Below are 24,416 nucleotides of genomic sequence, written 5' to 3'. Positions count from 1 at the left end.
TGGGACTTTGGAAAAACAGAACGAAAAACTGCCGAAATCGGCGAAGTTATCTTTCACGCCCCGCCTGAGAAATACTTGTCTGCAGGGGACTAATTAAATAGCTAACTATTCGGCGCGTTCCCGTCTTCACGTCAACTGTCGCGGCCAATCCGGGCGCCAGAGCGTAGCGCCGCCCGTCAGCGTCGACGAAGCTGCGGTCGAGCGTGATCGTCACGATGTAGACGAGCCCCAGATCCTTGTCCTGCACGGCATCGCGGCTGATTCTGGCGACGCGGCCGGGCACCGCGCCATAGCGGGTGAAGGAGAAGGCCTCTAGCTTGACGGCGGCCTCCTGCCCCTCGCGGATAAAGCCGATATCCTTGTTAAGGACCTTCGCCTGCACCTCGAGCGCGCCGCGCGCGGGAATGACCGTCATCAGCGGTTTTGCCGCCTCAACGACGCCGCCGACAGTGTGGACCTCCATTTGCTGCACCGTGCCGTCGACCGGCGCGACGAGCCGCTGAAAGCGGTTCATCTGGCGCGCCTTGGTCACTTCCTCGCGGCGCAATATCGCCTCGCCCTCGGCCTTGGCGAGATCGGCGAGAGCGGTGCGCAGCGCGGTCTCGCGCGTCTCGCGGATCTGCTGGTCCGCCTTGCGCGCCTCCGACTGACCGCGGCTGATCTGGGTCAACGCCACGTCGCGCTCGCCGACCTCCTGCCGCCGCTGACGTTCGAGTTCGAGAAGCCGCTGGCCCGGCGCATAGCCCTTGGCATCAAGCCGGTTCATGCGGTCGATCTGGCGGTCGAGAATGGGGACCGTATCCGCGAGCCGTGCGGCGCTGGCGCGCGCCGCGCCGGCATCGGACAGCGCGGTCGCGCGCGACGCGGCGAGGCTCGCCGACGTCGCCTCGATTTCGGCCAGCTGCGCCGTGATCAGGCGGCGCTGGGTGTCCGCAATCTCCGGCGGCGTTCCCGCGGGTGCGGTAAAGCGCAGCCCCCTGCCCGCCAGCGCGTCGGCAATCGCACGGCTGCGCGCCATATCGAGCTCGGCGGTCGCCAGCGCCTTTTCGGCGGCGGCAAGGTCGGCGCCGACGATCGTCGGGTCGAGATCGAGCAGCGCCTGCCCCTTGCGGACATAATCGCCGTTGCGCACATAGATCGCCCGCACCACACCGGTCCCGGGAGACTGGACGAGCTTGATATTGCCCGTCGGGATCAGCGTTCCCGGTGCCGACGCGACGACATCGACCCGGCCGAACACCGTCCAGATGACGGTCAGCACAAGACCGATCAGCAGCACCCATGTCGTCACGCGCGCGGTCGGCGAGACAGGCCGCTCGGCGACCTCGAGCGCGGCGGGCAGGAAGTCGGCTTCCTCAGTCGGGATAAGCGCCTTGCGCCGCTGGCGGTCGGCGCGCAGCGCTTCCTTCAGCACGTCCCAATGATGCCGCCAACCGCTCATGGCTGGGTACTCCCGCTCTGGCGGCGGTGAAGATCGGCGTAGCGCCCGTTCGCAGCGAGCAGTTCGGCGTGCGTGCCACGCTCGACGATATGGCCATTTTCCAGCGCGATCAGATTGTCGCACTGCCGCACCGCCGAAAGGCGATGCGCAATGATGATCACGGTGCGCCCTGCCGAAATGGCCTTGAGGTTGCGCTGGATGATTTCTTCGCTCTCTGCATCGAGCGCGCTGGTCGCTTCGTCGAGGATCAGTATGCGCGGCTGGGTCACCAGCGCGCGGGCGATCGCGAGCCGCTGGCGCTGGCCGCCCGACAGGTTGGTGCCGCGCTCTTCGACCGGCGTGTCATAGCCCTGCGGCAGCTTGACGATAAACTCGTGGGCGCCGGCGAGCTCGGCCGCCGCCATGACCTGTTCGAGCGGCATCGCCGGATTGGCGAGCGCGATATTCTCGCGGATCGAGCGATTGAACAGCAGGTTTTCCTGGAGCACGACGCCGATCTGGCGGCGGAGCCACGCGGGGTCGATCTGCGCGATGTCGACCCCGTCGATCAGCACCCGCCCGCTCGCCGGCACATACATGCGCTGGAGCAATTTGGTCAGCGTCGACTTGCCCGACCCCGATGATCCGACGATCCCCAACGTCGTGCCCGCCGGCACGTCGAGGTTGATATCCTCGAGCGTCCATGGTCCCTCCAACCCATAGCGGAACTTGACCGCGTCGAAGCTGACCTCGCCCTTCAGCGCCGGCAGCGCGACGCGGCTGCCCGTACCCGGTTCAACGGGCTGATTGAGCACGTCGCCCAGCCGCTCGATCGCGATGCGCACCTGCTGAAAATCCTGCCACAGCTGCGCCATACGGATCACCGGACCCGACACGCGCTGCGCGAACATGTTGAAGGCGACGAGGCCGCCGACGGTCAGATCCTTGTCGATCACCGCCTTGGCGCCAAAATAGAGGATCAGCACCATGTTGATCCGCGAAATCAGCTGGATCAGCTGGCTTCCGGTGTTGCCGAGGTTGATCACCTTCTGCGATGCGAAGCTGTAGCCCGCGAGCTGACGTTCCCAGCGGTCCTGCCATTGCGGCTCGACCGCCCCGGCCTTGACGGTCTGGATGCCGCTGATGCTTTCGATGAGGAGCGCGTTGTTCGCGGCCGACCGCTCGAACTTCTCCTCGATCCGCGCGCGCAAGGGGCCGGTGATGAAGACCGCGACAGCGATGTAGCAAGGGATCGCCAGCACCGCGATAATGAAGAGCTTGACCGAATAGAACCACATCACGACGAGGAAGACGATCGTGAACAGCGGATCGACGAAGATACTGAGCGACGCATTGGTCAGGAATTCGCGGATTGTTTCCAGTTGCCGGACGCGCATGGCGACGTCGCCGACGCGGCGCGCCTCGAAATAGGAAAGATTGAGCCCGAGCAAATGGCGGAACAACTTCGCACCAAGTTCAACATCGATCTTCTGGCTGGTTTCGGAATAGAGCCGCGTGCGCAGCCAGCCGAACAACGTCTCCCAAACCGACACCACACCGAAACCGATCACGAGGATTGTGAGCGTGTCGAGAGTGTTGTGGACCAGAACCTTGTCGATTACATTCTGAAAGAAAAGCGGTGAAGCGAGGCCGAGAAGGTTGATCGCGAACGTTACCAGCAGCACTTCGCCGATCAGCCGGCGATATTTGACGATCTGCGGGATGAACCAGGACACGTCGAAAGCACGGGTAACCCCGCCGATCCCTTCGCGGGTCGTCACGAGCAACAATTCGCCCGACCACATCGCCTCGAGCGCGGCGCGCGTCACCTTCATCACCTGCGGCTGTACACCGTCGGTGCTGCGGCACGGCGGCTGGATCAGCGCTTCATCTTCACCCACACGCGCAATTATGAACCAGCCGTCGGGCCCGTTGGCCATCGCGGGCAAGGGCGTCCGCTTCAGCTTGTCCCATGTCGACCGGACCGATTTTGCGCGAACCTCGTCCTGCCGCTTCGCGATCCGGCGAATATCGTCGGCATCGATGGCGCGATCATGGCCTACGCCGTGCCGCAGCTGGTTCGGGTCGACCGCGATACGATGCAGCGCGAGGATCGTCGCGTAGGCGATCAGGCCGCTGTCGTCGCGCCCGTCAGCTGCGGGCGGCGCGTTGTCGGAACTCATCGCGGCTGCCTCTCTAATGGTTCTGATCGGCCATTCTCGCCCGGTGTTCCCGGCCCAGGTTTCACAAGGTCCATCGATCGGTCAGAAGGCTGATCAGGCGCGCGAAGTTCGGGATTGGGCTTTGGCTCGGGCCACAGAATGCGCTGAGGCTTGGGCTGTCCCGCGCCGAGGCCGTCGAGAGCGCGCAAGACTCCGTCGGTCGGCAAAGCACCGCGCGTTTCTGCGCGCCTGTTATATTCGGCCGGATCATAGATCGGGGCGTCGGTGAGCAGCTTGCGCGCCTCGAGCTGGCCGAGGTGGCGCAACAGGATCGCCTGCGCGACATAATGATCGCGCCCGCTACCCAAAAGCGCGACCTCGGTCTCGCGCAGCGAATTCTGGGCATAAAGCACATCGAAGGTTGACCGCAGTCCTTCGCGATATTCTTCGAATGTGCCTTCATAATAGATACGCGCGGCTTTGAGCTGCAGCGTCTGCGCCTCCAGATTGCGTTCGGCGGTAACCCATTGGTTCCATGCATTGACGATCGCCTGCGCGATCTGCCTGCGCGTTGCCTCGATCCGCAGGGCATCGCCGCTCTGCCGGTTCTTCGCCTGGGCAACGAGCGAACGAACGCGGCCCCCAGCCACGAGCGGGATGGTCAGCGTCGCGCGGCCGGTAAAGGTGACGTCATGCTCGCGCCGGTCGAAAGGCACGCCCGGGCCGCCCGTGCCCGCCAGCCCTTGGACCGACAAAGCCGGCTCGCCCTCAGCATAGGCTGCGGCAATCCGTGCCCTCGACGCCCGCTCGGTCGCCATGGCCGCGGCCAGATCGGGATTGGCGTATTCGGCGACCGCAAAAGCCTCATCAGCAGTCTTCGGCAGGTTCGGCAGATCAGGTTCGGCCGCCAGATTTCCGGGCTCTCGTCCCACAATGGTGATGAAAGCCGCCCGGCTCGATTCCAGTTGGCCTTCCGCGGCATGAAGCTGCACCCACGCGGCCTGGAGCTGCGTCTCGGCCTGCGCGATATCGGTCCGCGTCAACTCGCCCGCATCGCGGCGGGCAACAACCTCGTTGAGCGTCGATTGCAGGACGCGGACATTCTTCTGACGAATGAAGAGCGACTTTTTGTCGCGGCGCACATCGCTGTAGGCCGCGATGAGTTCGACCAGCAGGTCGCCCTCGGCACCGCGCAAGGCTTCACGGCCCGCAGCGCTCCCGGCGACGGCGACCTGCATCGCGCCCTGAACGCGACCTCCGGTGGTCAACGGCTGATCGATCATCAACTGTGTCGCCAGATTGTTCCGCTGGATATGCGGGTCGTTCAGGCGGTCCGAAATCGGCCGTCCGGCCTGCGTGATCGTTCCCGGAATGATATAGTCATAAACACCCGACACTTGGAGCTGCGCCGTCGGCCTGAGCCCCGACAGCGCGATTCCGATTTCATCATCGGTCGCGCGAAGATCATAGCGGCGTGCCGCCAATGCAGGATTCGACGCGATGGTATCGGCGATCGCTGCGGCAAGATTATCGTCGACGACTTCTTCCTGAGGGGGAGCATCGAAGAGAAGTTCCGGTTCGGGATAGGCGTTATGAACAGAACTAAGCTCTCTGCCCCGAGCCAAGGCGGCAGGCGTGTTCGCTGCCCCGATGATGAGCGCGACGATGATGACGCGGCGCACCGATGCGCGACCAGAAAAATGCGCCATGACTATTTATTGCTGGCCAGTATCTGAAACGCGGCTGTCTCGGGTACCGCGGCGGACCGAGTAATCGCCGCTATGCACACACGCAGGCGAACAACGAATCACTGCAGATCCGTCCACTAGAAGACGCCATAGACTATCTTGTACGCGGACTGATTGCGAAAACATTCCGGCCCCCAAGTCGGCTAAACCCCTGAATAGCCGACGAAGCAGAAGGATTTGAATACATTGATCTACAAGTCAATCTGAATTTTCCGCTCACACGGATCAAAATCACTTGGGATCAGGGACTCGATGTTCAGGGCCAGAAGATGACGGTAGCGGTGAGAGCGACGGCACAGAAGAAATCCTTCGGGTGCCTGTCCTAGCGCGTGGCAATATCCTCCAGCCCTTGAGGCGGCCGAACATAGTCTCGATGCGCCCCCGTCGCATATAGCGCTAGTCATTAAGTCCTGGCCCTATACTTCGCCCTGACGACGAATTCAGGCCGGACTTGAGAACGTTCGCTCCCACCCCAGGCCTCGCGCCACGTCGATCTGTAACCGTGTCAAAAGGCTGGTCCGACGCGAGCTTTTCACAAATTGACAGGGCAAACTCGCGGGCGCATATCGCCGCCCGCCGGGGCACGACTCCTGCATCAACCCAAGGACAGAAAAATGGACCCCGACAGTAGACGTCGCACCATCCATCCGGCAGCCGCGGCGGTCCGTCAGGGGTAATCTCCTGCGCATCTCCTGACGCTGGCGGACGCCAGAATTCAGGAGAATATCCATGTTCAACGCTTTCGTTCGCGAGGCCGATCGTCTCGTCCGCACCGATATCGGCGCTGCAAACCCGCCCGCGATCCTGTGGGCGGATATCGTCCATCCAACGTCAGAAGACGCCGCAAGCGCGGCGGGATTGCTCGGAATTTCGATTCCGACGCTGTCCGAAATGCAGGAAATCGAACCCTCGGCTCGCCTCTACGAAGAGGTCGGCGGTCAATTCATGACGGTGCCGATCGTCGTCGGGCTGGATGGCGATGCGCCACGGCTTGCGCCGATCACCTTCATCCTCGGGACGACGAGCCTCGCCACGGTGCGCCATACGGAAGCTGCACCGTTCGAACAGGTCATCGGACGCCGGCTGCGCACCAACGGCGCCACAACCGCCGAGGCATTGATGTTCGACCTCATCGAGGCGATCGTCGACCGCGTCGCCGACGTGCTCGAACGCAGCGCACTCCACTGCGACACCGTGTCGCGCGACGTTTTTACGCGCAAGGCCGCGGGCGGCGGAACGGACGGGCCGGCGCGCGATCTCGAGGCGATGCTCGGTCGCATTGGGCGCGAGGGCGATCTGCTCACCAAACTTCGCGAGTGCCTCGTCGGACTCGCGCGGATGCTGTCCTATCACAGCACCCGCAGCGAGGGCAGCACACGCGATGCACGGACGCGGCTCAAGACGATCCAGCGCGACGTGCAGGCGCTCACCGATCATGCAAGCTTCCTGTCGGGCAAGATCAACTTCCTGCTCGACGCGACGCTGGGGCTGATCAACCTCGAGCAGAACCAGATCATCAAGATTTTCACCGTCGCCGCGGTGGCCTTTCTGCCGCCGACGCTGATCGCGTCGATCTACGGCATGAACTTCGACTTCATGCCCGAACTGCGCTGGCAGTTCGGCTACCCCTTTGCAATTGGGCTGATGCTCGTTTCGTCCATCCTTCCCTTTGCCTATTTCCGCAAACGCGGGTGGCTGTGATGACGGCGGGAGACAGGCGATGCGGATCATCGAACGCCGGCTGCTGCCGGGTATGGCGGCTGCGAGCGTAATCGCCATACCGCTGCCCGCGATCGCCGCGGGCGGCGCGCACGGTGTCGACGATGCCGCGGCTGAAACCCCCGGGGCTTGCCATCTGGAAAGCTGGGTCAGCGACCTTGGTAGTGGCGAGCGCCTCGTCAATTTCAGCCCTGCCTGTACGCCAGGCGCGTTGCCGGCGGTCGAAATCGGGGGAACCGTGCAGCGTGTCGGCGCCCTCGGCGATCACCGCTTGTTTGCTGGGCCTGCCGTCAAATGGACGCTGCGCGAGGGTGGCCGGGGGGCCGCGATCGGCCTCGCCGGATCAGTTTTGGTCGACACGGGCTCGGGACATATCGATAGCGCGGCGCTTCTGGTGCCCGTGACCTTCCGGCCGACCGAAACTCTTACCGTCAATCTCAATGCCGGCGGCGGGCACGGCCGGGTCGAGGGTGCGCACCTCCTCTACGGCGCGCAGGTCGAGGTTGTTGCGACGAAAGGCCTCGCCTTGATGGCAGAGATCTTCGGACGGTCCGGCCAGCCTCCTGCGCAGCAAGCGGGCATTCGATGGACTTTCGACCGGGATCGCATGGATCTGGACCTGCTTGCCGGTCGACAGGGCGGGGCAAACAGCAAGGGAAGCGTCACGTTCGGCCTTACCATCCGGCGTTAGCCGGAGCCCGGAGCAACGACGGCACTTCACCTTTTATCAGGCGCGCTTCTCCTATGAGACGAAGCGCTTTGAATATGCCAGGCTTCGTCTGCTTGTCCCGCCGGACTGACGGTCTCGAAGCCCACGACTTGCGAAGCCGCGTGCCCCGCCCTTCCGCTCCATAGCTCATGACCGTGCCTGTCTTGATGAACGGCAGCTTGCAGGAGCGAAAGAGCCGCACTTGAATGGCCGAGATGAGGCGAATAGCAGCCAGTCGCAACCGGGCCGCCGGCGGTCGGGCGACTTTCGGGGCCAGGTTGGAAGAAGCCGACATCCGTCAGTGTGAATGCCGGCTTCCCAAACAGCTCGGCCATCATCGGCCTTCGGACCGCGCACGGACCGTACTGAAGTCGTGACGCACGAGCAGCTCGCCGTTCCGCCACACCGGCACCAGCAAATCTTCCCCCACAGCGATCGCATCGAGCCTTGCCGCCGCCATCCGTCCGTCCTTCATCACCACCGCCAGCCGTCCGGCCTTGCTCGCCTTGCCGGGGTCGGTGCTCGGCATCTTGAACACGTCATGCCATTCGCCATCGGCACCAAGCATCGCATTCGCCTTCATCGCGAAACGCAGCGTGTCACGGTTGACGTGCTGCAACATCCCGCCGCCCATACCAAAAGCGATATTGTCGATCGCAAAGCCTTCTTCGATCATCCGCTCGACGAGCAGTCCGATGCTGTCGACCGTCATCCCGTCGCCTTGAATCACACGGACATGCGGATCGAGCACACGAAAGCCCTTGCCGTTCACGCTGCCGCCAAACTTTTCCCACAGCATCTTCACCGTGCGCAGCGGCGTCTCGATCGGATCGCCGCTGTCGGGCCGCACGACGAGCGTGCCCTGCCGCGCCAGCACCTTCTTGCGCAGGCTGCCGCCCCAGATGTCGGCGACCGCAACGTCAAGGTCATAGCTGTCGGACACGACCGCAACGATCCGCCCTTCGCCCTCGAAACGATCGAGCATATTCGCATAGGCAGCTTCCTCGCGCGCGCGGCCCCAACTCGTCATCGTGCTATGCTCGGCCGCCGGGATGGAAAAGCCGGCCATGTCGGCGCCATAATACCGCCGCGCCGCGACCAGCGCCTCCATCGTGTCGGTGCCCTGGAAGTTGACGAGATGTGCCAAGCCGCCCAGCCCCGCGCTCTCGGCGGAGGATACGCCGCGCGCACCGAAATCGTGGAGCTTGAACGGAAGCTGCCCCTCAACGTCGTCGGAGGTCTTCTCGAGGCCCGCGCGGATTACGGCCTTGCACTTCCAGCTTAGCGTCGCGACCGTCGTCGGATACCAGATCGCGCGCAGCATCGCGGTCTCAATGAAGGTCGTCAGCCACGGCATGCGCGGATCGGTATTTTCCAGCTGCACCAGCGGCACGCCCGCAGGGACGATCGTCCCTTCGGGCAGCGCCTTGATCTCGAGCGGCAGATATCCGCCGTGGTCGGCGACGATCGCCTCCCAGCCTGGACGGTTGAACGGTACACCGTGCGCGGCGCAGATCGCCTCAGCTTCGTTGATGTCGGCCTTCGTCACCGGCTGGGTGAAATAGTCGAGCAACAGCGGCTGGAGCCCCAGAAAGACGATCTCGTCGGAAAAGGGGTTCGGGCGCGCTTCGACATAGGCGCTGATGACGCGCGCCTCGGGCGGATATTGCAGGAAATGGCTCTGCTTGTAGCTGTCGGTCGCCAGGATCGGGTTTTTCATGATGTGAACTCCTCACATGCGTATCTGTCGGCAGGACTCCCCTGCCGGGAATTACAGGTCGGCCATCTCTTCGATGATCGACCAATGGTCTTCGAAGAACATCTGCGGCGACAGGTCGCCGAGCCGGTACCAGCGCGCATGCGCAGCATCGTCGCCGCCCTTCACCGCGAACAGCTTGCGCCGCTCGGGAAGGCGAAACAGAAAGGCATGGGTGATCACCCGCCCGCGAAGGCTGCGGTTCGGCGCATCGAATACCCGTGTGCGATGATCTTCGATGAAGCTGCCGAGCATTGCGGGCGGGATCTGCCCTTTGCTGTCGGATATTCCTGTTTCCTCGCGCAGTTCGCGGATCGCGGCGTCGCGGATACGTTCGCCGGCATCGACGAACCCGCCGGGCAGCGCGAGCAGTCCTTTACCCGGCAGCCGCCCGCGCTCGACGAGAAGGATATGCCCCGATTGTACAACGACGGCGTCGGCGGTGACGAACGGCCCTTTACCCCACTGGCCTGGATAGTCCGCGAGATATTCACTTTCGTCGAGCAAAGTGCGGAAATCATTACCCAGTTTGAACGCGTCGAGCCACGTCACGACGTCGGCGGTCAGGATCGACGCAGGCACTTCCGGGATGCGCTGGAAATAGCGCCGCCGCACATCGGTCGAACTGAAGGTGCCGTACTGGCTATCGATCTGGATATTATCCCACTCGGGAAATAGGCGGAGATAATAGGAGGAGGCGTCCTTCCCGTAGCCGGTCAGCGCGACTTTGAAATCAGCAATCCCGTGACTGCCGAACCCATGGCCGTTGCCGACCTCAAGGATGATCCGGTTCACACGCCGCTGCACCTCGGTCACCCAGGCGGTGTCCGAATAGAGATGATCATCGAGTGGTTCGACGATCAGCCGCTCTTCGGCCATTTCGTGGCGAAAGGCGGCGCGCAGCATCGCGGCGCGCTCGTCGAAGGTGAATGGATTGCGCGGATCGCGTGCGACATTTGCCGACCCCACCAGCACGATCAGCCGCTCGACCTGCTGCAACGCCTGCCGGATGACATGTTCGTGCCCGATATGCAGCGGTTGAAAGCGCCCGATGAAGACGCCGAAATCTGCCTTTTTCATCGCTCGAGACTCCCTCGATCCAACTTCCGCCCCGGACTCCCCCGGGCGGCCCGCCTCCGATTCGGTGGCGTCGGGTTACTTATATTCATTTGACATATATCTAGTCAAGATATTAGAAGATGCCATGCCCGATGCCTATAATCCCGCCGACTTTCCTCCGCTCGCGGTCACCGTCGACCTTGTGCTGATGACCGTCGCGGACGGCCGGCTGGCCGCTTTGCTGCAGCGGCGCAACGAGCCGCCACACAAGGGCGACTGGGCACTTCCGGGCGGCTTTGTTGGCGTGGCAGAAAGCCTCGATGAGGCCGCAGAGCGCATCCTCACCGACAAGGCGGGCCTCTCGCACGCGTGGCTCGAGCAGCTCTACAGCTTCGGCGATCCCGGCCGCGACCCGCGGATGCGCATCGTCACCATCGCCTATTTTGCGCTGCTACCGCACGAGGAGTTGGCGAAGGCGCTCGACGGGCGCCGGGATCTCGCGCTCGTACCGCTCGACATTCCCTGGCCGGACGAACAGGGCGGCCCCGTTGCCGCACTCGGTCCGGATCGCCGCCCCCTGCCCCTCGCCTTCGATCATGACGACATCCTCGGCCATGCGGTGAAGCGGCTGCGCGGCAAACTCGACTATTCACCCATCGCCTTCGCACTGCTCCCGCCGCGATTCACCCTGCGCGCGCTGCAGGACGTCCACGAAGCGATCCTCGGGATCGACCTCAACAAGCCCGCCTTCCGCCGCCGCATGCTCGACAAGGGCTGGATCGAGGGGACCCGCGAACGTGAAGAAGGTGGCGCGTTTCGGCCGGCCGAACTTTATAGGGTAAAACCAGACGGCCCTTGATGACCGACTGGAGACCGTCGGCTTTGCATCGGCAAAAATCAGAAAGCCGTCATTCCAGAATTGATACGACGCCGAATTCCTCTTCTTGACAGTTTCAGGCGACAATATAGGCTCAACCAATGATTGGTTTCCTAAGCATTCTCTGGTGCCTTGCACTGGTAATACTGCTCTGCTCGGAGACCTCATTTTCGCGTCTGCTATGCACACGACTGTTCGAGGAACCTTTCGCGCGGTTTACGGCGAAGCAGCGAGCCAAGTTTATCCGCCTCATCGTCGTTGCGGTTATTCTCGTTGCAGTCGGCGAATTAATCACGATGCCGGGATCGATAGAGCTCGCTGCGAACGCGGCGCCTTACCTCGGTGCCTTGGTGACCGCCACGGTGGTCATAGCTGTTTCCTGCTGGAACGGCGCACTTCAGGCGCACCGCGCAGATCTGTCATATTGGCAAATTCGTGCACGGGATGTGTCCAATGCAACATTCGGCAAATGCGCTCGCCGCAAGCGGGGTAACGCACCTTCGGCCGACAACGACGACGCTGCTACCAGGTTCGTAGCGGCCGCCTGAGCGGCTCGATCGTCGATCGGAACGCCGCCTTCGGGTGGCACCAAAATCACCAGACATAAGGCGCCAGGCCATCTTCGATGGCTCGCGCTCAAGCGGCTACCGCGCTGCAACTTCTCGCATGCCTTGCGATGAGTTCAAGCTGCGAACCGCGCAAGCAAGGTTCAAGGCATCAATGAACAACCAGCGCAATATTGTGCTCGCAATCGTGCTGAGCATCGTCCTGCTATTCGGCTGGCACTCCGTCAGGCGTGCGTATTTCCCGGAACCCGTATCATTGCCGGCCGCAATGGCGGGCCGCGACCGCGACCCGCAGTCGCAGTCGCAGGCCAAGACAGAACTCGATCCCGCAGGGGCACATCCGGCGATCGGGCGCGATCTCCGCACCGAGATCGGGAGACCTGACCGGATCGCGATCGATGCACCGGAGGTTCGTGGCTCGATCAATCTGATTGGCGCGCGGATTGACGACATCGAGTTGGAGACCCACCGCCGAACTGTTGACGAACAGAGCGGCCCCGTTCGTCTCTTCGCACCCGCTCATACCGAAGGCGAGCAATTTGCACAGTTCGGCTGGGCCGGCGAGGCTGTCGACCTGCCTGGCGCGGATACAGTCTGGCGGGTGGTCGATGGTGAGAGGTTGACGCTGAAGACACCCGTTACGCTGGGCTGGGAGAACCGGCAGGGCCTGCGTTTCCGGCTGCGTTTTGCCATCGACGAGCATTATATGCTCACAGTTACGCAAATGATGACCAATTCCGGCGAGGGTACAGCCGCGCTCCAGCCCTACGCCTCCATCAGTCGTACGAGGGAGTTGGCCAGCCCAGATAGCTTCAACGTCCATTCGGGGCCCATTTTCGATGATAGCGAGGTCGAGTTCGGCTGGGACTACGAGGATCTCGCCAAAGCGGGCACGGTCGCCAATACGACGACCAACTGGGTTGGTTTTACCGACATCTATTGGATGAGCGCGCTCATCCCCGATGCCCAAACACCCGCTACCAGCGTCTTGCGTGCGCTCGGCGGCGATCTCTTCCGGGCAGAGCTATTCTACGGAGCGGTTACCGTTGATCCTGGCGAAACTGTGTCTCGCACGACGCGGCTGTTTACCGGCGCAAAGGAAAGCGCGCTGCTCGACCATTATGAGCAGGAAGGAGTCGAGCGGTTCGGCCAGGCAATCGACTGGGGTTGGTTTCGCTTCCTCGCCTGGCCAATCTGGCAGGTTCTGATCTTCCTGTCCGGCCTGGTTGGCAATTTCGGCGTGGCGATCATTTGCCTGACCTTCGTTATCCGCCTGCTGCTGTTCCCGATCGCGCAAAAGGGCTTCGCGAACATGGCGCAGATGCGTGCCGTACAGCCGAAGATGAAGGCGCTGCAGGATCGCCACAAGGATGACAAAGCCAAGCTGCAGCAGGAGATGGCCAGGCTTTACAAGAACGAGAAGATCAATCCGATCGGTGGCTGTCTGCCGATGCTTTTGCAGGCACCGATCTTTTTCGCGCTCTACAAGGTTCTACTCCTCACGATAGAGATGCGGCATCAGCCCTTCGTGTTGTGGGTCAAGGACCTCTCCGCCTCCGATCCGGCAACAATCGTCAACCTCTTCGGATTGCTGCCGTTCGATCCGCCCGGCATCCTGGCCTTCGGCATATTGTCGTCGCTGGTCGGCTTCACTCTATGGTTGCAGTTCAAGCTCAATCCCCAGACGACGGACCCGATACAGCAGCATGTCTTTATGCTCATGCCCTGGCTGATGATCGCGGTTACGGCCAACGTCGCTACCGGCTTGCTGCTATACTGGATTACGTCCAACACTCTCACGCTGGCGCAGATGAAATACCTGCATTTCAGATATCCTCAATTTGCGATCCAGCAGAACGGGCGCGATCACAATCATTCGAGGGCTCGTGCCGACGCAGATCAAAAGACGGAAACCTGATCAACGGGCGATTCTCGGGCGCAAAGCAGCGAGTCACAATCTGGCCGTTTGCGGTCAGTCGGCTTTTGGTCTGGAAGGGCGGTAAAGCAGACTGCGGATCCAACGTCAGTTCCACATCACCTAGACCGAAGGTTTCGAGAACCGGACCGGCTCATGCATTGAAAAGGTCAGCACGGCTTGGTCGCTTTCGCACCATAAATGACCTGCCGTGCCGCACCGAAGCCTTACGAAGTCTTCGTCAGACACGATCAGGATCGGGATGGCCGCACCATAGAGATAATCGGCGACCAGCGCGCCGATGGTGAGGATCGGATCGCTCCGCGTCGTGATCACCCCGGCGGGCGCGCGCCCGGCCCGCGCGAGTTCGACGAGGGCGCTCGAAGAAGAGGAGGATCCCCGGCTTCCCGGCATCGCGAGCAGCCGATTGGCCAGCACCGCGCCCCGCTGGGGGTGCGAGGCATCGACGATGCCCCCCGTTTGCAGATCGACCCCGCCCCACAGGCTCAGCGGCTCGGTGAGCTTCAGCAGGGCCCCGCTTGCCATTCCCTCGATCAAGGCGTGTCCGTGGATCAGCATGGCGTCGCCACCACGCCCGCTTCGGCCGAACGAATGCAGCGTTCGAGCGTCATCAGCGCCACGCGTCGCCCGAGATTGCCGGGGCCATAGTGAGCATATTTTCCCGATGTCGTGAGGATCAGACCCGACGTCTGGCGAACGACGGGCGCAAGATAGGTGCAGGTGTCGACGATCATGTTGACGCCGAAAGCGCGCAAGGCATCAAATGCCGGATCCGCCGCGACCTCGGCCGCGATCTCACGCGAGGTCGATACATAGACCTCGGTCTCTGGCGACCGGCAGCGACCCTCGACCGAACGGTTGAGCTGCGCGAACTCCCGGATCGAATAGTGCGGCGTGCCGAGACAGACCGCCGCGACCGCCTCGCCCTCGGCCGCGCAACAGAGCGATGCGATCGCCGCCGCAGGCTCAGCCGGTGATACGACCTCGACCTTCACGCCCTCGGTCGGCATATCCGCAGCCTCGGGCGTCACGCCTTCGGCATGGAACAACGCGAGCGCGCCCGACGACGCGCCCGTCGCTCCAAGCGCTTTCAGCTCGTCCTCGCTCGCATCGAGCGGAAGGCCGCGCAAATAGGGGACGATGCCCGGTGCACGGCGGCCAACGACATAGCCGATCGCTGCAAAATAAAGGTCGCGCGGCAAAGCGGTCTCCTCGAGCGAAGGCAATTCGAACAGAATCGCCGGCCGCCGAGCTTCGTCGCAGTGAAGGCCCGCGAGCGGTACGCGCCCGGTCAATGCCGCGCAAAGGTCGGTGAAATCGCCATAACGGTCGGTCCGCGCGCCGAGCACCGAATTGATGAAAACGATCGCGTTGGACTCCGCCCAGGCGACATGCTCGCCGCGCCGCGGACGCGCCATCCGCTGATAGGGCGCGCACGTTAGCGTCGGCAGGCATCCGAGCTGCTCGTGCAGACGGGTCAGCGTCTCCTGCTGCGCGATGATTTCGGGGGGGCCGCAATTCCAGCCGGGGTGGGTGACATCGACCGCCGCGACATTGAGGGTCGTCGGGACGCGAACCTTTCCACCGAGATCGACAAAATGCTGCGCAAAATCGATGCTCGACGGTCCGTGATAGAGGCAACCGTCAATATGCGCGGACTCGATGTCGATGAAGCGATCGGCGCCGCATGCGGTGCCGTAACGCACAAGAAGCGCCATGGCGCGCGCGGCAGCGGCGCCATGTTCGCCCGCCAGCAGCGTCTGGTCGATCGGTTCAAGCTTCACGGCGCGACGTCCCCTACAACGAGTTCGGCCGCCGCAAGATCCTCAATTGCAGTGCCCACCGACTTGAACAGGGTGATCGCCCTGTCATCCCCGCCGCGGCCCGGATGCGCGCCGGAACAGAGCGCCGCAAGATCTGCTTCGATCGCGTCCGCGCCGATCGCACCCGCAGCGATCGCCTGCAACAAATCGCCCGCCTCTTCCATCGCGCCTTCGTGCGTGTCGACGAAAATGCGTGCACGGGCAAAAGCTTCTGCATCGGCCTCGCACATGTCGGGGCGGAAGGCGCCGATCAGGTCGATGTGCATACCGGGCCGCAGGACTGCTCCCGCGATCAGCGGCGAGGTCGCGAGCGTCGCGGCCGACACGATATCGGCCGCCGCGAGTCCCGCCTCGACCGTCGCGATTGCCGCTGCAGGATATCCCAGCGCGCGCGCTGCGCGCGCCGCCGCCTCAGCCTTGTCCGGATCGCGGCCCCAGACCAGGACCTGTTTCAATTCAAAAGCGGAGGCATAGGCTTCGATGATTGGCGCATTGAGAGCGCCGGTGCCGATGATGAACAAGGTGGCGGACGCACGCCGTGCAAGCCGCGATGCGGCGAGAACCGACGCCGCGGCCGTGCGGCGGCGGGTGAGCACGGCCCCGTCAAGCGCCGCGACGGGACGCCCGGAGGCCCGATCGCTCAATATATAGGTCGACTGGATCGAAGGACGCGCGCGCGGGTCGACGGTGACGATTTTCGTCCCGACCCGCGCACTCCCCTTCCACGCCGGCATGACGAGCAGCGACGCGCCGCCCATATCGGCGGCCAGCCGCGGCGGCGCATGATATTCGCCGCAAGCAAAGGCACGCCGCAACGCCGCGATCAGCGCGGGCATCGGTGTTGCCCGCGCGACCGCTTCGGCGTCATAATAGGGGATGGTCGCCATCGCCCCGGTCATGCGCCCGGGGTTCTGAGCTTCAGCATTTCGCGCGTTTCGGCGGGCGTTGCGACCTCATAGCCGCCGACCGCGTTGACGAGCGTATAGGCGCGCTCGACCAGCTGGCCATTGGTCGCCCAGACGCCGCGCGACATATAGAGATTATCCTCCAGCCCGACCCGGATATTGCCGCCGAGCAACAGCGTGTGCGCCAGCATCGGCATCTGTTCGCGGCCGATACCGAATGCGCCCCAGATCGTGCCGGGAGCCATCAGGCTCTTCTGATACAGGATCGTCTCCACACCGTGCGGTGCCGCCCATTGCACACCCAGCACCATCTGCATCATCGGCGGACCATCGATCAACCCTTCCTCGACCAGCTTGTTGCCGAACAATATGTCGCCGGCGCCGAACACTTCGAGTTCGGGTTTGACCCCCGCCGCCTGGAACCGCTTCGCCATCGCGCGCAGCGTGTGCGTCGGGCTGAAATAAATATATTCGGTCGGCCCTTCGACCTGATTGTTGGTGACGATGTCCAGCGTCGCAATCTCGGGAAGCAATTCCTCGACATGCGCGACGCGCTCGTCGACACCGACGACATCGCTGCCGGGCAGCATATGCCCCTCATTTTCAGGATCGGGCAGGAAATAGGCGCCCATGCCGCACGTCAGATTGAGCACGATATCGGTGCCGGTCTGGCGCACGCGGTCGACGACTTCGCGGAAATGCGCGCGGTCGCGATTGCCTTCGCCCGTTTCCGGATCGCGGACGTGGATATGGACGATGCTCGCCCCGGCCGAGGCCGCTTCGATACAGGCGTCGGCGATCTGCTTCGGCGTCACCGGCATCGACGGATGCTTCTTGTTGTAAGGCGCGCCGCCGGTCACCGCGCAGGTCAGGATCGTCTTCTTGCTCATCGTCATTCTTCCCATTCCATATTGCCGCTCACGGCGATGATCTCGCCGGTGATCTTCTTGCCGGCGTCCGAGGTGATGAATTCGACCATGTCGGCGAACTCGCTGAGCTCGACCTTGCAGCGCAGCGACACATATTTGAGATAGTCATTCTCGATGTCGTCGAAGCTGCGGCCGGTCGCGTCGACGTTGCGCTGGACGATGAAGCGAAAGCGGTCGTTGTTGATGATGCCGGGCAGGATCGCGTTGACGCGGATGCCCGACGGGCCAAGCTCGCGCGCGCTGTTCTTCGTCAGCCCCTCGACCCCGGCTTTCGACGCGATATAGGGCGCACGAAACGGAATGCCGGTGCGCGTCGAACAGGTCGAGAAATTGACGATCGAGCCGCCGCCGTTCGCCTTCAGCATCGGAACGGCGCGCTTCATCGTATAGAACATGCCCGACAGGTTGACCCCGATCGTCTTGTCCCACTCATCCTCGTCGATATCCTCGATCGCGGCGCGCGGGCCCGCCATGCCGACGACGTTCACCAGGATCGTGAGGTCGCCGACGTTCGCGAGGACATCCGCAAACAAGGCATCGACTTCGGCGCGCACGCCGACATCGGTGACGCTGCCGCTCATTCCCGGATTCGCCGCCAGCGTCGCCGCGACCGCATCGCCGCGCACGTCGCAGATGTGCACCTTGGCGCCCTTTTGCAGAAAACGCTCGGCAATCGCGCGGCCGACGCTGTCGCCCGCCCCTGTGACCAATACCCGTTCCATAAAATCTCCCTTGAGTTCAGTTCGTTTCGGCCGGCAGCATCAGCTGCCCGGCGATGCGGCGTTCGCGATCCGACAAGGGCGTCGCCTTGCGCGCGTCGAGATCGAAGCGGACGGTGACGCCTTCCAATATTGTGCAGGCCGTGGCGTCGGAGCGCCGCGACAGGATCGTCCGGTGCCGCAGCGATGTGCGTCCGATCGACAGGATGCCGCTCGTAAGGATCAGCAGGTCGCCCGCGATCAGTTCGTGAAGGTAGCGAATCTCGTGCGAGACATCGGCCCAGCCCGCGTTGCGGCCATCAACCTGCCCCGCTGTCGGGCCAAAAAAACCCAGCAAATGATAAACCGCATTATCGAGCAGCGGCACCTGATGCTGCACCGACATGTGCCCCATCGCGTCGCAATGCCAGGGAAAGACGACTCCGCGAAAAGTCTCGACCGGCACGCTTCCCACTGATTCCACGGTGTTTTCCGGTTCCATGACGCGCCTCTCCGTTGCCGATGGCACCGGACTAATCACCCGCGCTTGACTTGTCTACACAGATTATACACAATGTGTTCACTGGGTATTCGCACTCTCGTCACAATCCTAAAAAAGTGCAAAAGGGGATATTATGCGTAGCAAGTTGAAGACTGGATCCGGCCTTGGCGTTCTCGCCGCTCTGTTGTGGGCGACCCCCGCCCTCGCGCAGACGGCCGATGAAGCCGACGGCGCCGAGAGCGCGAACGAAATCGTGGTGACCGCGCAAAAGCGCGCGGAACGGCTCCAGGATGTTCCGATCTCGATCACCTCGCTCGGCGGCAAGGATCTAGATGCCCAGGCCAGCGGCGGCGTCAGCGAAGCCCTGCGTTCGGTCGCCGGCATCTCGATCACCAACTCGCCGCAGGGCGGCGGAACCCAGCTCACGATTCGCGGCGTCGCCGCGAACGGCGCGACGCTCGCGGGGTCGAGCACCTCGGCCTTCTATATCGACTCGGTTCCCTTTGGCCTCGTGAAGTCGGCGATCCTTCCCGACACCAACGCCTATGACATGTCGCGGATCGAAGTGCTGCGCGGGCCGCAGGGCACGCTCTATGGCGCCAACGCGCTGAACGGCGTCGTGCGCGTCCTCACCAACGACGCCAATCTTGACCGCTTCGAACTCAAGACCCGCGCCGGCGTCGCGGCGACCGAAGGCGGCGACCAGAGCTATCGCGGCGACATGGCGGTCAATATCCCGCTCGTCGAGGGCAAGCTCGGCCTCCGCGTCGTCGGCGGTTTCGAAAGCGCCGGCGGCTGGATCGATCAGCCCGCACGCGGCGTCAACAACGCCAACGACAGCCGCTCGCGCAACGTCCGCATCAAGCTCAACGGCCAGCCGACCGACGCCTTCAGCTTTGGCCTGTCGGCATGGATCTCGCGCATCGATCAGGATGCGCCCGCCTATGCCAATGATGACGGCAACCAGCTGACCACCGTGCCGCTGCCGCAGAAGCTCAACTATGACGCGTTCAGCGCCAAGCTCGGCTATGACTTCGGCGCGTTTGAAGTGTCGAGCGCGACGAGCTACCTCAAATTCTCCAACCTCAGCGAGCGCGACTATACCAATCTCGCCGCCAACCAGACGCTCCACACCGAAATCAGCTCGAAGATCTTCACCGAAGAGGTGCTGATCAATTCGACCGGCGGCGGCGACTGGCGCTGGTCGGTCGGGGGCTTCTACCGCGACGCATCCGATCTTCTGAGCCAGACCTTGTTCGTCCTTCCCGCGCCGATCAACTTCAAAGACAAGTCGCGCTCTTTCGCGGCGTTCGGCGAAGTCACGCGTAGCTTCATGGACGGCACGCTCGAAGTCACCGGCGGGCTGCGCTATTTCAAGGATCGCGTGACCCAGATCGAGCTCACGCCGACCACAGGCAATCCCGCGCAGCCGCTCGCGCGCCGCACCGACACCTTCGATGCGGTGACTCCGCGCGCGGTGATCACCTGGCTGCCGAGCCGGCGGTTCACGGCCTATGCCTCCTATTCGCAGGGCTTCCGCAGCGGCTTCAACCAGAGCCCGACGATCATCCGCACCGCCCCCGGCATCCCGCCGGTCAAGGCTGACCGCCTGTCGAACTATGAAGTCGGCGCCAAGGGCAGCCTGCTGGGCGGCGGACTCACCTTCGATGCCGCGCTCTATTATATCGACTGGAAAGACATTCAGCAGAATCTGAACGTCGATATCAACGGCGTCGTCTTCGCCGCATCGGTCAACGGGCCGAAAGCCAGCGGCCTCGGCGCCGACCTCGCGCTCACCGCGCACCCGGTCGAAGGCCTCGACATCGGCGGCACCTTCAGCTGGAACGGCCTCGACCTGTCGGGTCCGATCGTCACGCAGACCGCGGGCGGCCCCGTCACGCTCTACAAAAAGGGCGATCGCCTCGCCTTCTCGCCCGAATATACGGCGAGCGGCTTCCTCGATTACCGCTTCCCGGTCGGAGACGCGGGCCTGAAGGGCGTGCTGTCGGGATCGCTGACCTATCGCTCGAAAATCCCCGCGCGCCTGCTCGTCGCGGGCGCTGCGCGAAGCTTCATCAGCGACGCCCCCCTGCTCGCGCGCGGCAGCATCGGGATCGAATCGCCCGACAAGTGGACGGCCACGCTTTACGCCGAAAATATCGGCGGCTGGGACGGCATCACCCAGCCCCCGACGGATATCAGCCAGCAGTATCGCGTGCGTCCGCGCACCTTCGGCCTGCAGTTCGAATTCCGCTATTGAGTCTCTATGGGGGCCGGAGCAATCCGGCCCCCTTTTCAAAAGGTTTGCCCGTGACCTCCCCGGATAAAATCCCCTCCTCCCCCGCAGCCGATCCGGTCGAAGCCCGCGTCCGCGACTATTTCGAGCGCCTCTATCGCCCCGGCGCCGCGCAGTTGCACGGCATCGTCCATGTCGCGGCCAATCCGGCGAGCGGCGTCATCGCCTTTTCGGGCCCGATGATGCGCGCCGGCGGCGGCTTTCCGGTCACGCGCATCGGCCTTCTCGCCCCCGACGGCGCCGTCACGCTTCTCGGCAACGATGCCGCGAACGACAGTCAGCCGAAATGGTCGCCCGACGGCGCCCGCCTCGCCTTTCTGTCCGACCGCGATCATGGCGCGGGCAATTTCCAGCTGATGATCGCGCCGGCTGACGCGCCCGATACCGCCACCGCGCCCGCGCCCATCGCCGGCGAAGCAATCGAGAGTTTCGTCTGGGCGGCCGACAGCCGCCATATCCTGCTTCAGAGCGCCGACGCCGGCGCCGATGCCGCCGGATCGGCCGCAACCGCGCGGATCGGCGGCGGCGCCAGCGAACGCCCCTCATGGATGCCGACCGTCGAAACGGGCGGCCACGACGGCCTGTGGCGCCATGCGCATATCCTCGACATCGCAAGCGGCGCACTCGCGCGTGTCGGCGCCGAGGGCCAGAATGTCTGGGAGGCCGACTGGTGCGGCCCCGACGCCATTGTCGCGATCACCTCCGCCAGCCCGACCGAGGGCGGCTGGTACCAGACCGAAATCGCGATCGCCCCGGCGGCGGGCGGCCCGTTCGAACGCTTTGCCGCGCCCGAAGTCGAGATCGCAGGCGTGACAGCCTCGCCCGACGGCAAGACGATCGCGGTGATCGAGGGACGCTTCCACCGCACCGTCCAGCTCGGCTCGCTCATCCTCTACGACCGCGCGACCGGCGCGGCGCGCGAACCCGATATCGGCGCGCAGGTTTCGGCGCTCGCGTGGCGCGACGCGAACCGCCTCTTCTTCGCCGGCTTCGCCGCGCCCGGATCGGTTGCAGGGACGCTCGACCTCGCCAGCGGCACCACGTCAATCGAGTGGCGCGCCTCGGGCACGGCGGGCCGCAAAGTACCCTATGCGGTCCCCGAAGGACGTGATGCGGTTCTCGTCCCCGGCCATGCTTTCGATCGCTATCCCTATCTTGCGCGCTTGGATGCCGCGGGCGAACAGATGCTGCTCGATCTCACCCCGCCCGATCTGGCGCCCATCCAGGCGCGGATGAAACCCGCCGAAGTCGTACGCTGGCAGGGCCGCGACGGGCTCGAAATCCTCGGCTATCTCGCGATGCCCGAGGGGGTCGAGCGCCCCCCCCTTATCGCCTTCATCCACGGCGGCCCCTCGCACCTGTTCCGCGACAGCTGGAGCTTCGACAACCCGCTCGCGGCGCTGCTCGTCAGTTCGGGCTATGCCGTGCTCTTTCCCAACCCGCGTGGCAGTTCGGGACGCGGGCTCGATTTCGCGAGCCGCGTGATCGACGACATGGCGGGCGAGGATGCGCACGACATATTGGCGGGCATCGATCATGTGATCGCCAACCACCCGGTCGACGGCAGCCGACTGTTCGTCACCGGCGGCAGCTACGGCGGCTTCATGACCACCTGGCTCGTAGGCCAGACGGGACGCTTTCAGGCCGCGTGCGCAATCGCGCCGCTGACCGACATGCGCAGCCAGTATTTCACCGCGCATCATCCCGAATTCCTGTCGCTCTATTCGGGCGGCGATCCCTATGACGTTGGCGGCGTCTTCGACCAGCGAAGCCCGCTGGCGCATGCGAACAAGGTGACGACCCCGACGCTGCTGATCGCGGGCGAGATGGACAAGACCACGCCGCCAGCACAGGCGGTGCAGTTCCACCACGCGCTCGTCCTGGGTGATGTGCCGACCGAACTGGTTCTCTATCCCGAAGAGGGCCACGCCGCCGCGCGCTACGAGGCGCAGATCGATCAGGGAAGCCGCGTGCTGCGCTGGTTCGCACAATGGGAAGGTCGCAATTGAGTACGCCCCCTCCCCCCGCCGCCACGCAGGGCGGCGGCGCGGCGCATCTCTACACCCCCTCGCGGCGCTGGACCTTCCTCGCGATCCTGTTCCTCGTCGGTGCCTCAAGCTCGATTGACCGCGTCGTCATCTCGGTGCTGCTCGAACCGATCAAGCACGAGTTTCAGGTCTCCGACACGCAGCTCGGCCTGCTGAGCGGCCTATCCTTCGCCTTGCTCTATTCGGCGTTCGGGTTGCCGATTGCGCGCTTCGCGGATCGCGGTAACCGCAAGAAACTGATCGCGGTCGCGATTTCGGTGTGGAGCCTGATGACCGTGCTCTGCGCCGCGGCGGCCAGCTTCTGGCAGCTGCTTCTCGCGCGCATCGGCGTGGGGGTGGGAGAGGCCGGCGCAACCCCGCCCGCCCAGTCGCTGATCGTCGATTATTTCCCGACCGCGCAGCGCGCCCGCGCGATCGGCATTTTCGCAACATCGGGAACCGTCGGCTATCTGATCGGCCTGTCGGCGGGATCGCAACTCGTCGCCGCCTATGGCTGGCGCGCGACCCTCGTCGCCTTCGGCCTGCCCGGCCTGCTGATCGCTGCGCTCGTTTATTGGGTGCTCGACGAGCCGCGCCAGCGCGCCGATGCCGCGGCGCGGCGCGGCAGCAGCGAAGATTTTCGCACATCGGTCGGGCGCCTCGCCGGAAAACGATCCTTCGTGTTGATGCTCACGGGCTTCACCCTCTATCATTTCGCCGCCTATGGCTCGCTCGTCTTCGTCCCCTCCTATCTCGTCCGCGTGATCGAAAGCCCGATCGAAGAGGCGGGGCTTTACTACGGCGCGACCTCGGCGTTTGCGGTGCTGATCGGTAGCCTCGCCGGCGGCGCGATCCAGGATGCGCTGTCGCGGCGCGATCCGCGCTGGATCGTCCGCTTCCCCGCGATCGCCTTTGGCCTCGCGGCGGTGCCCAATTGCGCGATGTTCCTGATCGACGACCTTCCCACCTTTCTGGTCGTCAGCACGATTGGCGGCATCCTGCTCTACGCTGCCCTGCCCGCCGCCTTCGCCGCGATCCACGCGGTATGCGGCAGCGCGCGCCGCGCGACGGCAATCGCGGTCGTCCTCTTCTTCGGGAACCTGCTCGGTTTCGGGCTTGGCCCGGTGATCACCGGCGCGCTCAGCGATCATTTCAGCGCGATCCATGGCCCCGAAGGGCTGCGCTATGCGCTGATCATCGTCATGGCGCTGACCGTTCCGACCGCATATTTCTTCTACCGCGCAAGCGGCAAGGTCGCGGAGGATCTGGAGGATTGAGGCTGGC

General features: G+C 63.9%; 19 protein-coding genes. 8 read left to right on the top strand and 11 right to left on the bottom strand.

Annotated features, from left to right (window positions below):
• Positions 1-46 precede the first annotated feature (46 nt).
• The 3 genes from AC1RRJ_RS04255 to AC1RRJ_RS04245 are packed head-to-tail and all read right to left on the bottom strand — an operon-like array spanning position 47 to position 5,291.
• The gene (locus AC1RRJ_RS04255) at positions 47-1,441 is read right to left on the bottom strand and encodes an HlyD family type I secretion periplasmic adaptor subunit (RefSeq protein WP_493120465.1); all 1,395 of its coding nucleotides are present in this window, start codon (positions 1,439-1,441) and stop codon (positions 47-49) included.
• On the bottom strand, positions 1,438-3,603 hold the full coding sequence (locus AC1RRJ_RS04250) for a type I secretion system permease/ATPase (protein WP_493120464.1): 2,166 nt from the start codon (positions 3,601-3,603) through the stop codon (positions 1,438-1,440). Before AC1RRJ_RS04250 ends, AC1RRJ_RS04255 begins: the two co-directional genes overlap by 4 nt.
• The gene (locus AC1RRJ_RS04245; protein WP_493120463.1) at positions 3,600-5,291 is read right to left on the bottom strand and encodes a TolC family protein; all 1,692 of its coding nucleotides are present in this window, start codon (positions 5,289-5,291) and stop codon (positions 3,600-3,602) included. The genes AC1RRJ_RS04250 and AC1RRJ_RS04245 overlap by 4 nt, the downstream gene beginning before the upstream one ends.
• 768 nt (positions 5,292-6,059) lie before the next feature.
• Between AC1RRJ_RS04245 and AC1RRJ_RS04240 the strand changes: the two genes are divergently transcribed.
• The gene (locus AC1RRJ_RS04240) at positions 6,060-7,031 is read left to right on the top strand and encodes a magnesium transporter CorA family protein (protein WP_493120462.1); all 972 of its coding nucleotides are present in this window, start codon (positions 6,060-6,062) and stop codon (positions 7,029-7,031) included.
• Positions 7,032-7,050: 19 nt separating this feature from the next.
• Positions 7,051-7,740, top strand: coding sequence for a PA4824 family protein (locus AC1RRJ_RS04235; protein ID WP_493120461.1), 690 nt, complete (start codon positions 7,051-7,053; stop codon positions 7,738-7,740).
• Between the two features lie 352 nt (positions 7,741-8,092).
• On the opposite strand, the gene AC1RRJ_RS04230 is transcribed toward AC1RRJ_RS04235, so the two are convergent.
• Positions 8,093-9,478, bottom strand: coding sequence for a nicotinate phosphoribosyltransferase (locus AC1RRJ_RS04230; protein WP_493120460.1), 1,386 nt, complete (start codon positions 9,476-9,478; stop codon positions 8,093-8,095).
• 51 nt (positions 9,479-9,529) lie between these two features.
• Positions 9,530-10,594 (bottom strand): bifunctional nicotinamide-nucleotide adenylyltransferase/Nudix hydroxylase, encoded by a 1,065-nt coding sequence (locus tag AC1RRJ_RS04225; RefSeq protein WP_493120458.1) that lies wholly within the window; start codon positions 10,592-10,594, stop codon positions 9,530-9,532.
• Positions 10,595-10,718: 124 nt separating this feature from the next.
• Between AC1RRJ_RS04225 and AC1RRJ_RS04220 the strand changes: the two genes are divergently transcribed.
• From AC1RRJ_RS04220 to yidC, 3 genes are all read left to right on the top strand, one after another.
• Complete coding sequence (locus tag AC1RRJ_RS04220) at positions 10,719-11,432, top strand: NUDIX hydrolase (RefSeq protein WP_493120457.1); 714 nt, start codon at positions 10,719-10,721, stop codon at positions 11,430-11,432.
• Positions 11,433-11,551: 119 nt separating this feature from the next.
• The gene (locus tag AC1RRJ_RS04215) at positions 11,552-11,998 is read left to right on the top strand and encodes a hypothetical protein (RefSeq protein ID WP_493120456.1); all 447 of its coding nucleotides are present in this window, start codon (positions 11,552-11,554) and stop codon (positions 11,996-11,998) included.
• 172 nt (positions 11,999-12,170) lie between these two features.
• Positions 12,171-13,934 (top strand): membrane protein insertase YidC, encoded by a 1,764-nt coding sequence (yidC, locus tag AC1RRJ_RS04210; RefSeq protein WP_493120455.1) that lies wholly within the window; start codon positions 12,171-12,173, stop codon positions 13,932-13,934.
• Positions 13,935-14,054: 120 nt separating this feature from the next.
• Here yidC and AC1RRJ_RS04205 read toward each other — a convergent pair whose 3' ends face one another.
• Genes AC1RRJ_RS04205 through AC1RRJ_RS04180 form a run of 6 tightly spaced genes read right to left on the bottom strand, consistent with a single transcriptional unit; the run spans position 14,055 to position 18,809 of the window.
• A complete protein-coding gene (locus AC1RRJ_RS04205) occupies positions 14,055-14,510 on the bottom strand; it encodes an aconitase X swivel domain-containing protein (RefSeq protein WP_493120454.1) in 456 nt (151 codons plus the stop codon).
• Entirely contained in the window at positions 14,504-15,736 is a 1,233-nt protein-coding gene (locus tag AC1RRJ_RS04200; protein ID WP_493120453.1) for an aconitase X, read from the bottom strand. Before AC1RRJ_RS04200 ends, AC1RRJ_RS04205 begins: the two co-directional genes overlap by 7 nt.
• On the bottom strand, positions 15,733-16,674 hold the full coding sequence (locus AC1RRJ_RS04195; RefSeq protein ID WP_493120452.1) for a hypothetical protein: 942 nt from the start codon (positions 16,672-16,674) through the stop codon (positions 15,733-15,735). The genes AC1RRJ_RS04200 and AC1RRJ_RS04195 overlap by 4 nt, the downstream gene beginning before the upstream one ends.
• Positions 16,671-17,576 carry a beta-keto acid cleavage family enzyme gene (locus tag AC1RRJ_RS04190; protein WP_493120451.1) on the bottom strand — a complete coding sequence of 302 codons (906 nt, stop codon included), beginning with the start codon at positions 17,574-17,576 and terminating at the stop codon, positions 16,671-16,673. Before AC1RRJ_RS04190 ends, AC1RRJ_RS04195 begins: the two co-directional genes overlap by 4 nt.
• The gene (locus tag AC1RRJ_RS04185; RefSeq protein WP_493120450.1) at positions 17,573-18,331 is read right to left on the bottom strand and encodes an SDR family oxidoreductase; all 759 of its coding nucleotides are present in this window, start codon (positions 18,329-18,331) and stop codon (positions 17,573-17,575) included. The genes AC1RRJ_RS04190 and AC1RRJ_RS04185 overlap by 4 nt, the downstream gene beginning before the upstream one ends.
• A gap of 16 nt (positions 18,332-18,347) precedes the next feature.
• Entirely contained in the window at positions 18,348-18,809 is a 462-nt protein-coding gene (locus tag AC1RRJ_RS04180) for an acyl-CoA thioesterase (RefSeq protein ID WP_493120449.1), read from the bottom strand.
• A gap of 133 nt (positions 18,810-18,942) precedes the next feature.
• Between AC1RRJ_RS04180 and AC1RRJ_RS04175 the strand changes: the two genes are divergently transcribed.
• From AC1RRJ_RS04175 to AC1RRJ_RS04165, 3 genes are read left to right on the top strand one after another with little or no spacing between them, the layout of a single operon-like run.
• Positions 18,943-21,069, top strand: coding sequence for a TonB-dependent receptor (locus tag AC1RRJ_RS04175; protein WP_493120448.1), 2,127 nt, complete (start codon positions 18,943-18,945; stop codon positions 21,067-21,069).
• A gap of 50 nt (positions 21,070-21,119) precedes the next feature.
• The gene (locus AC1RRJ_RS04170) at positions 21,120-23,114 is read left to right on the top strand and encodes a S9 family peptidase (RefSeq protein WP_493120447.1); all 1,995 of its coding nucleotides are present in this window, start codon (positions 21,120-21,122) and stop codon (positions 23,112-23,114) included.
• The gene (locus AC1RRJ_RS04165; protein ID WP_493120446.1) at positions 23,111-24,409 is read left to right on the top strand and encodes a spinster family MFS transporter; all 1,299 of its coding nucleotides are present in this window, start codon (positions 23,111-23,113) and stop codon (positions 24,407-24,409) included. The genes AC1RRJ_RS04170 and AC1RRJ_RS04165 overlap by 4 nt, the downstream gene beginning before the upstream one ends.
• Positions 24,410-24,416 lie beyond the last annotated feature (7 nt).

The organism is Sphingopyxis sp. GW821-FHT12C06 (genome assembly GCF_058807415.1).
This window is presented reverse-complemented; position numbering and strand designations above follow the sequence as displayed.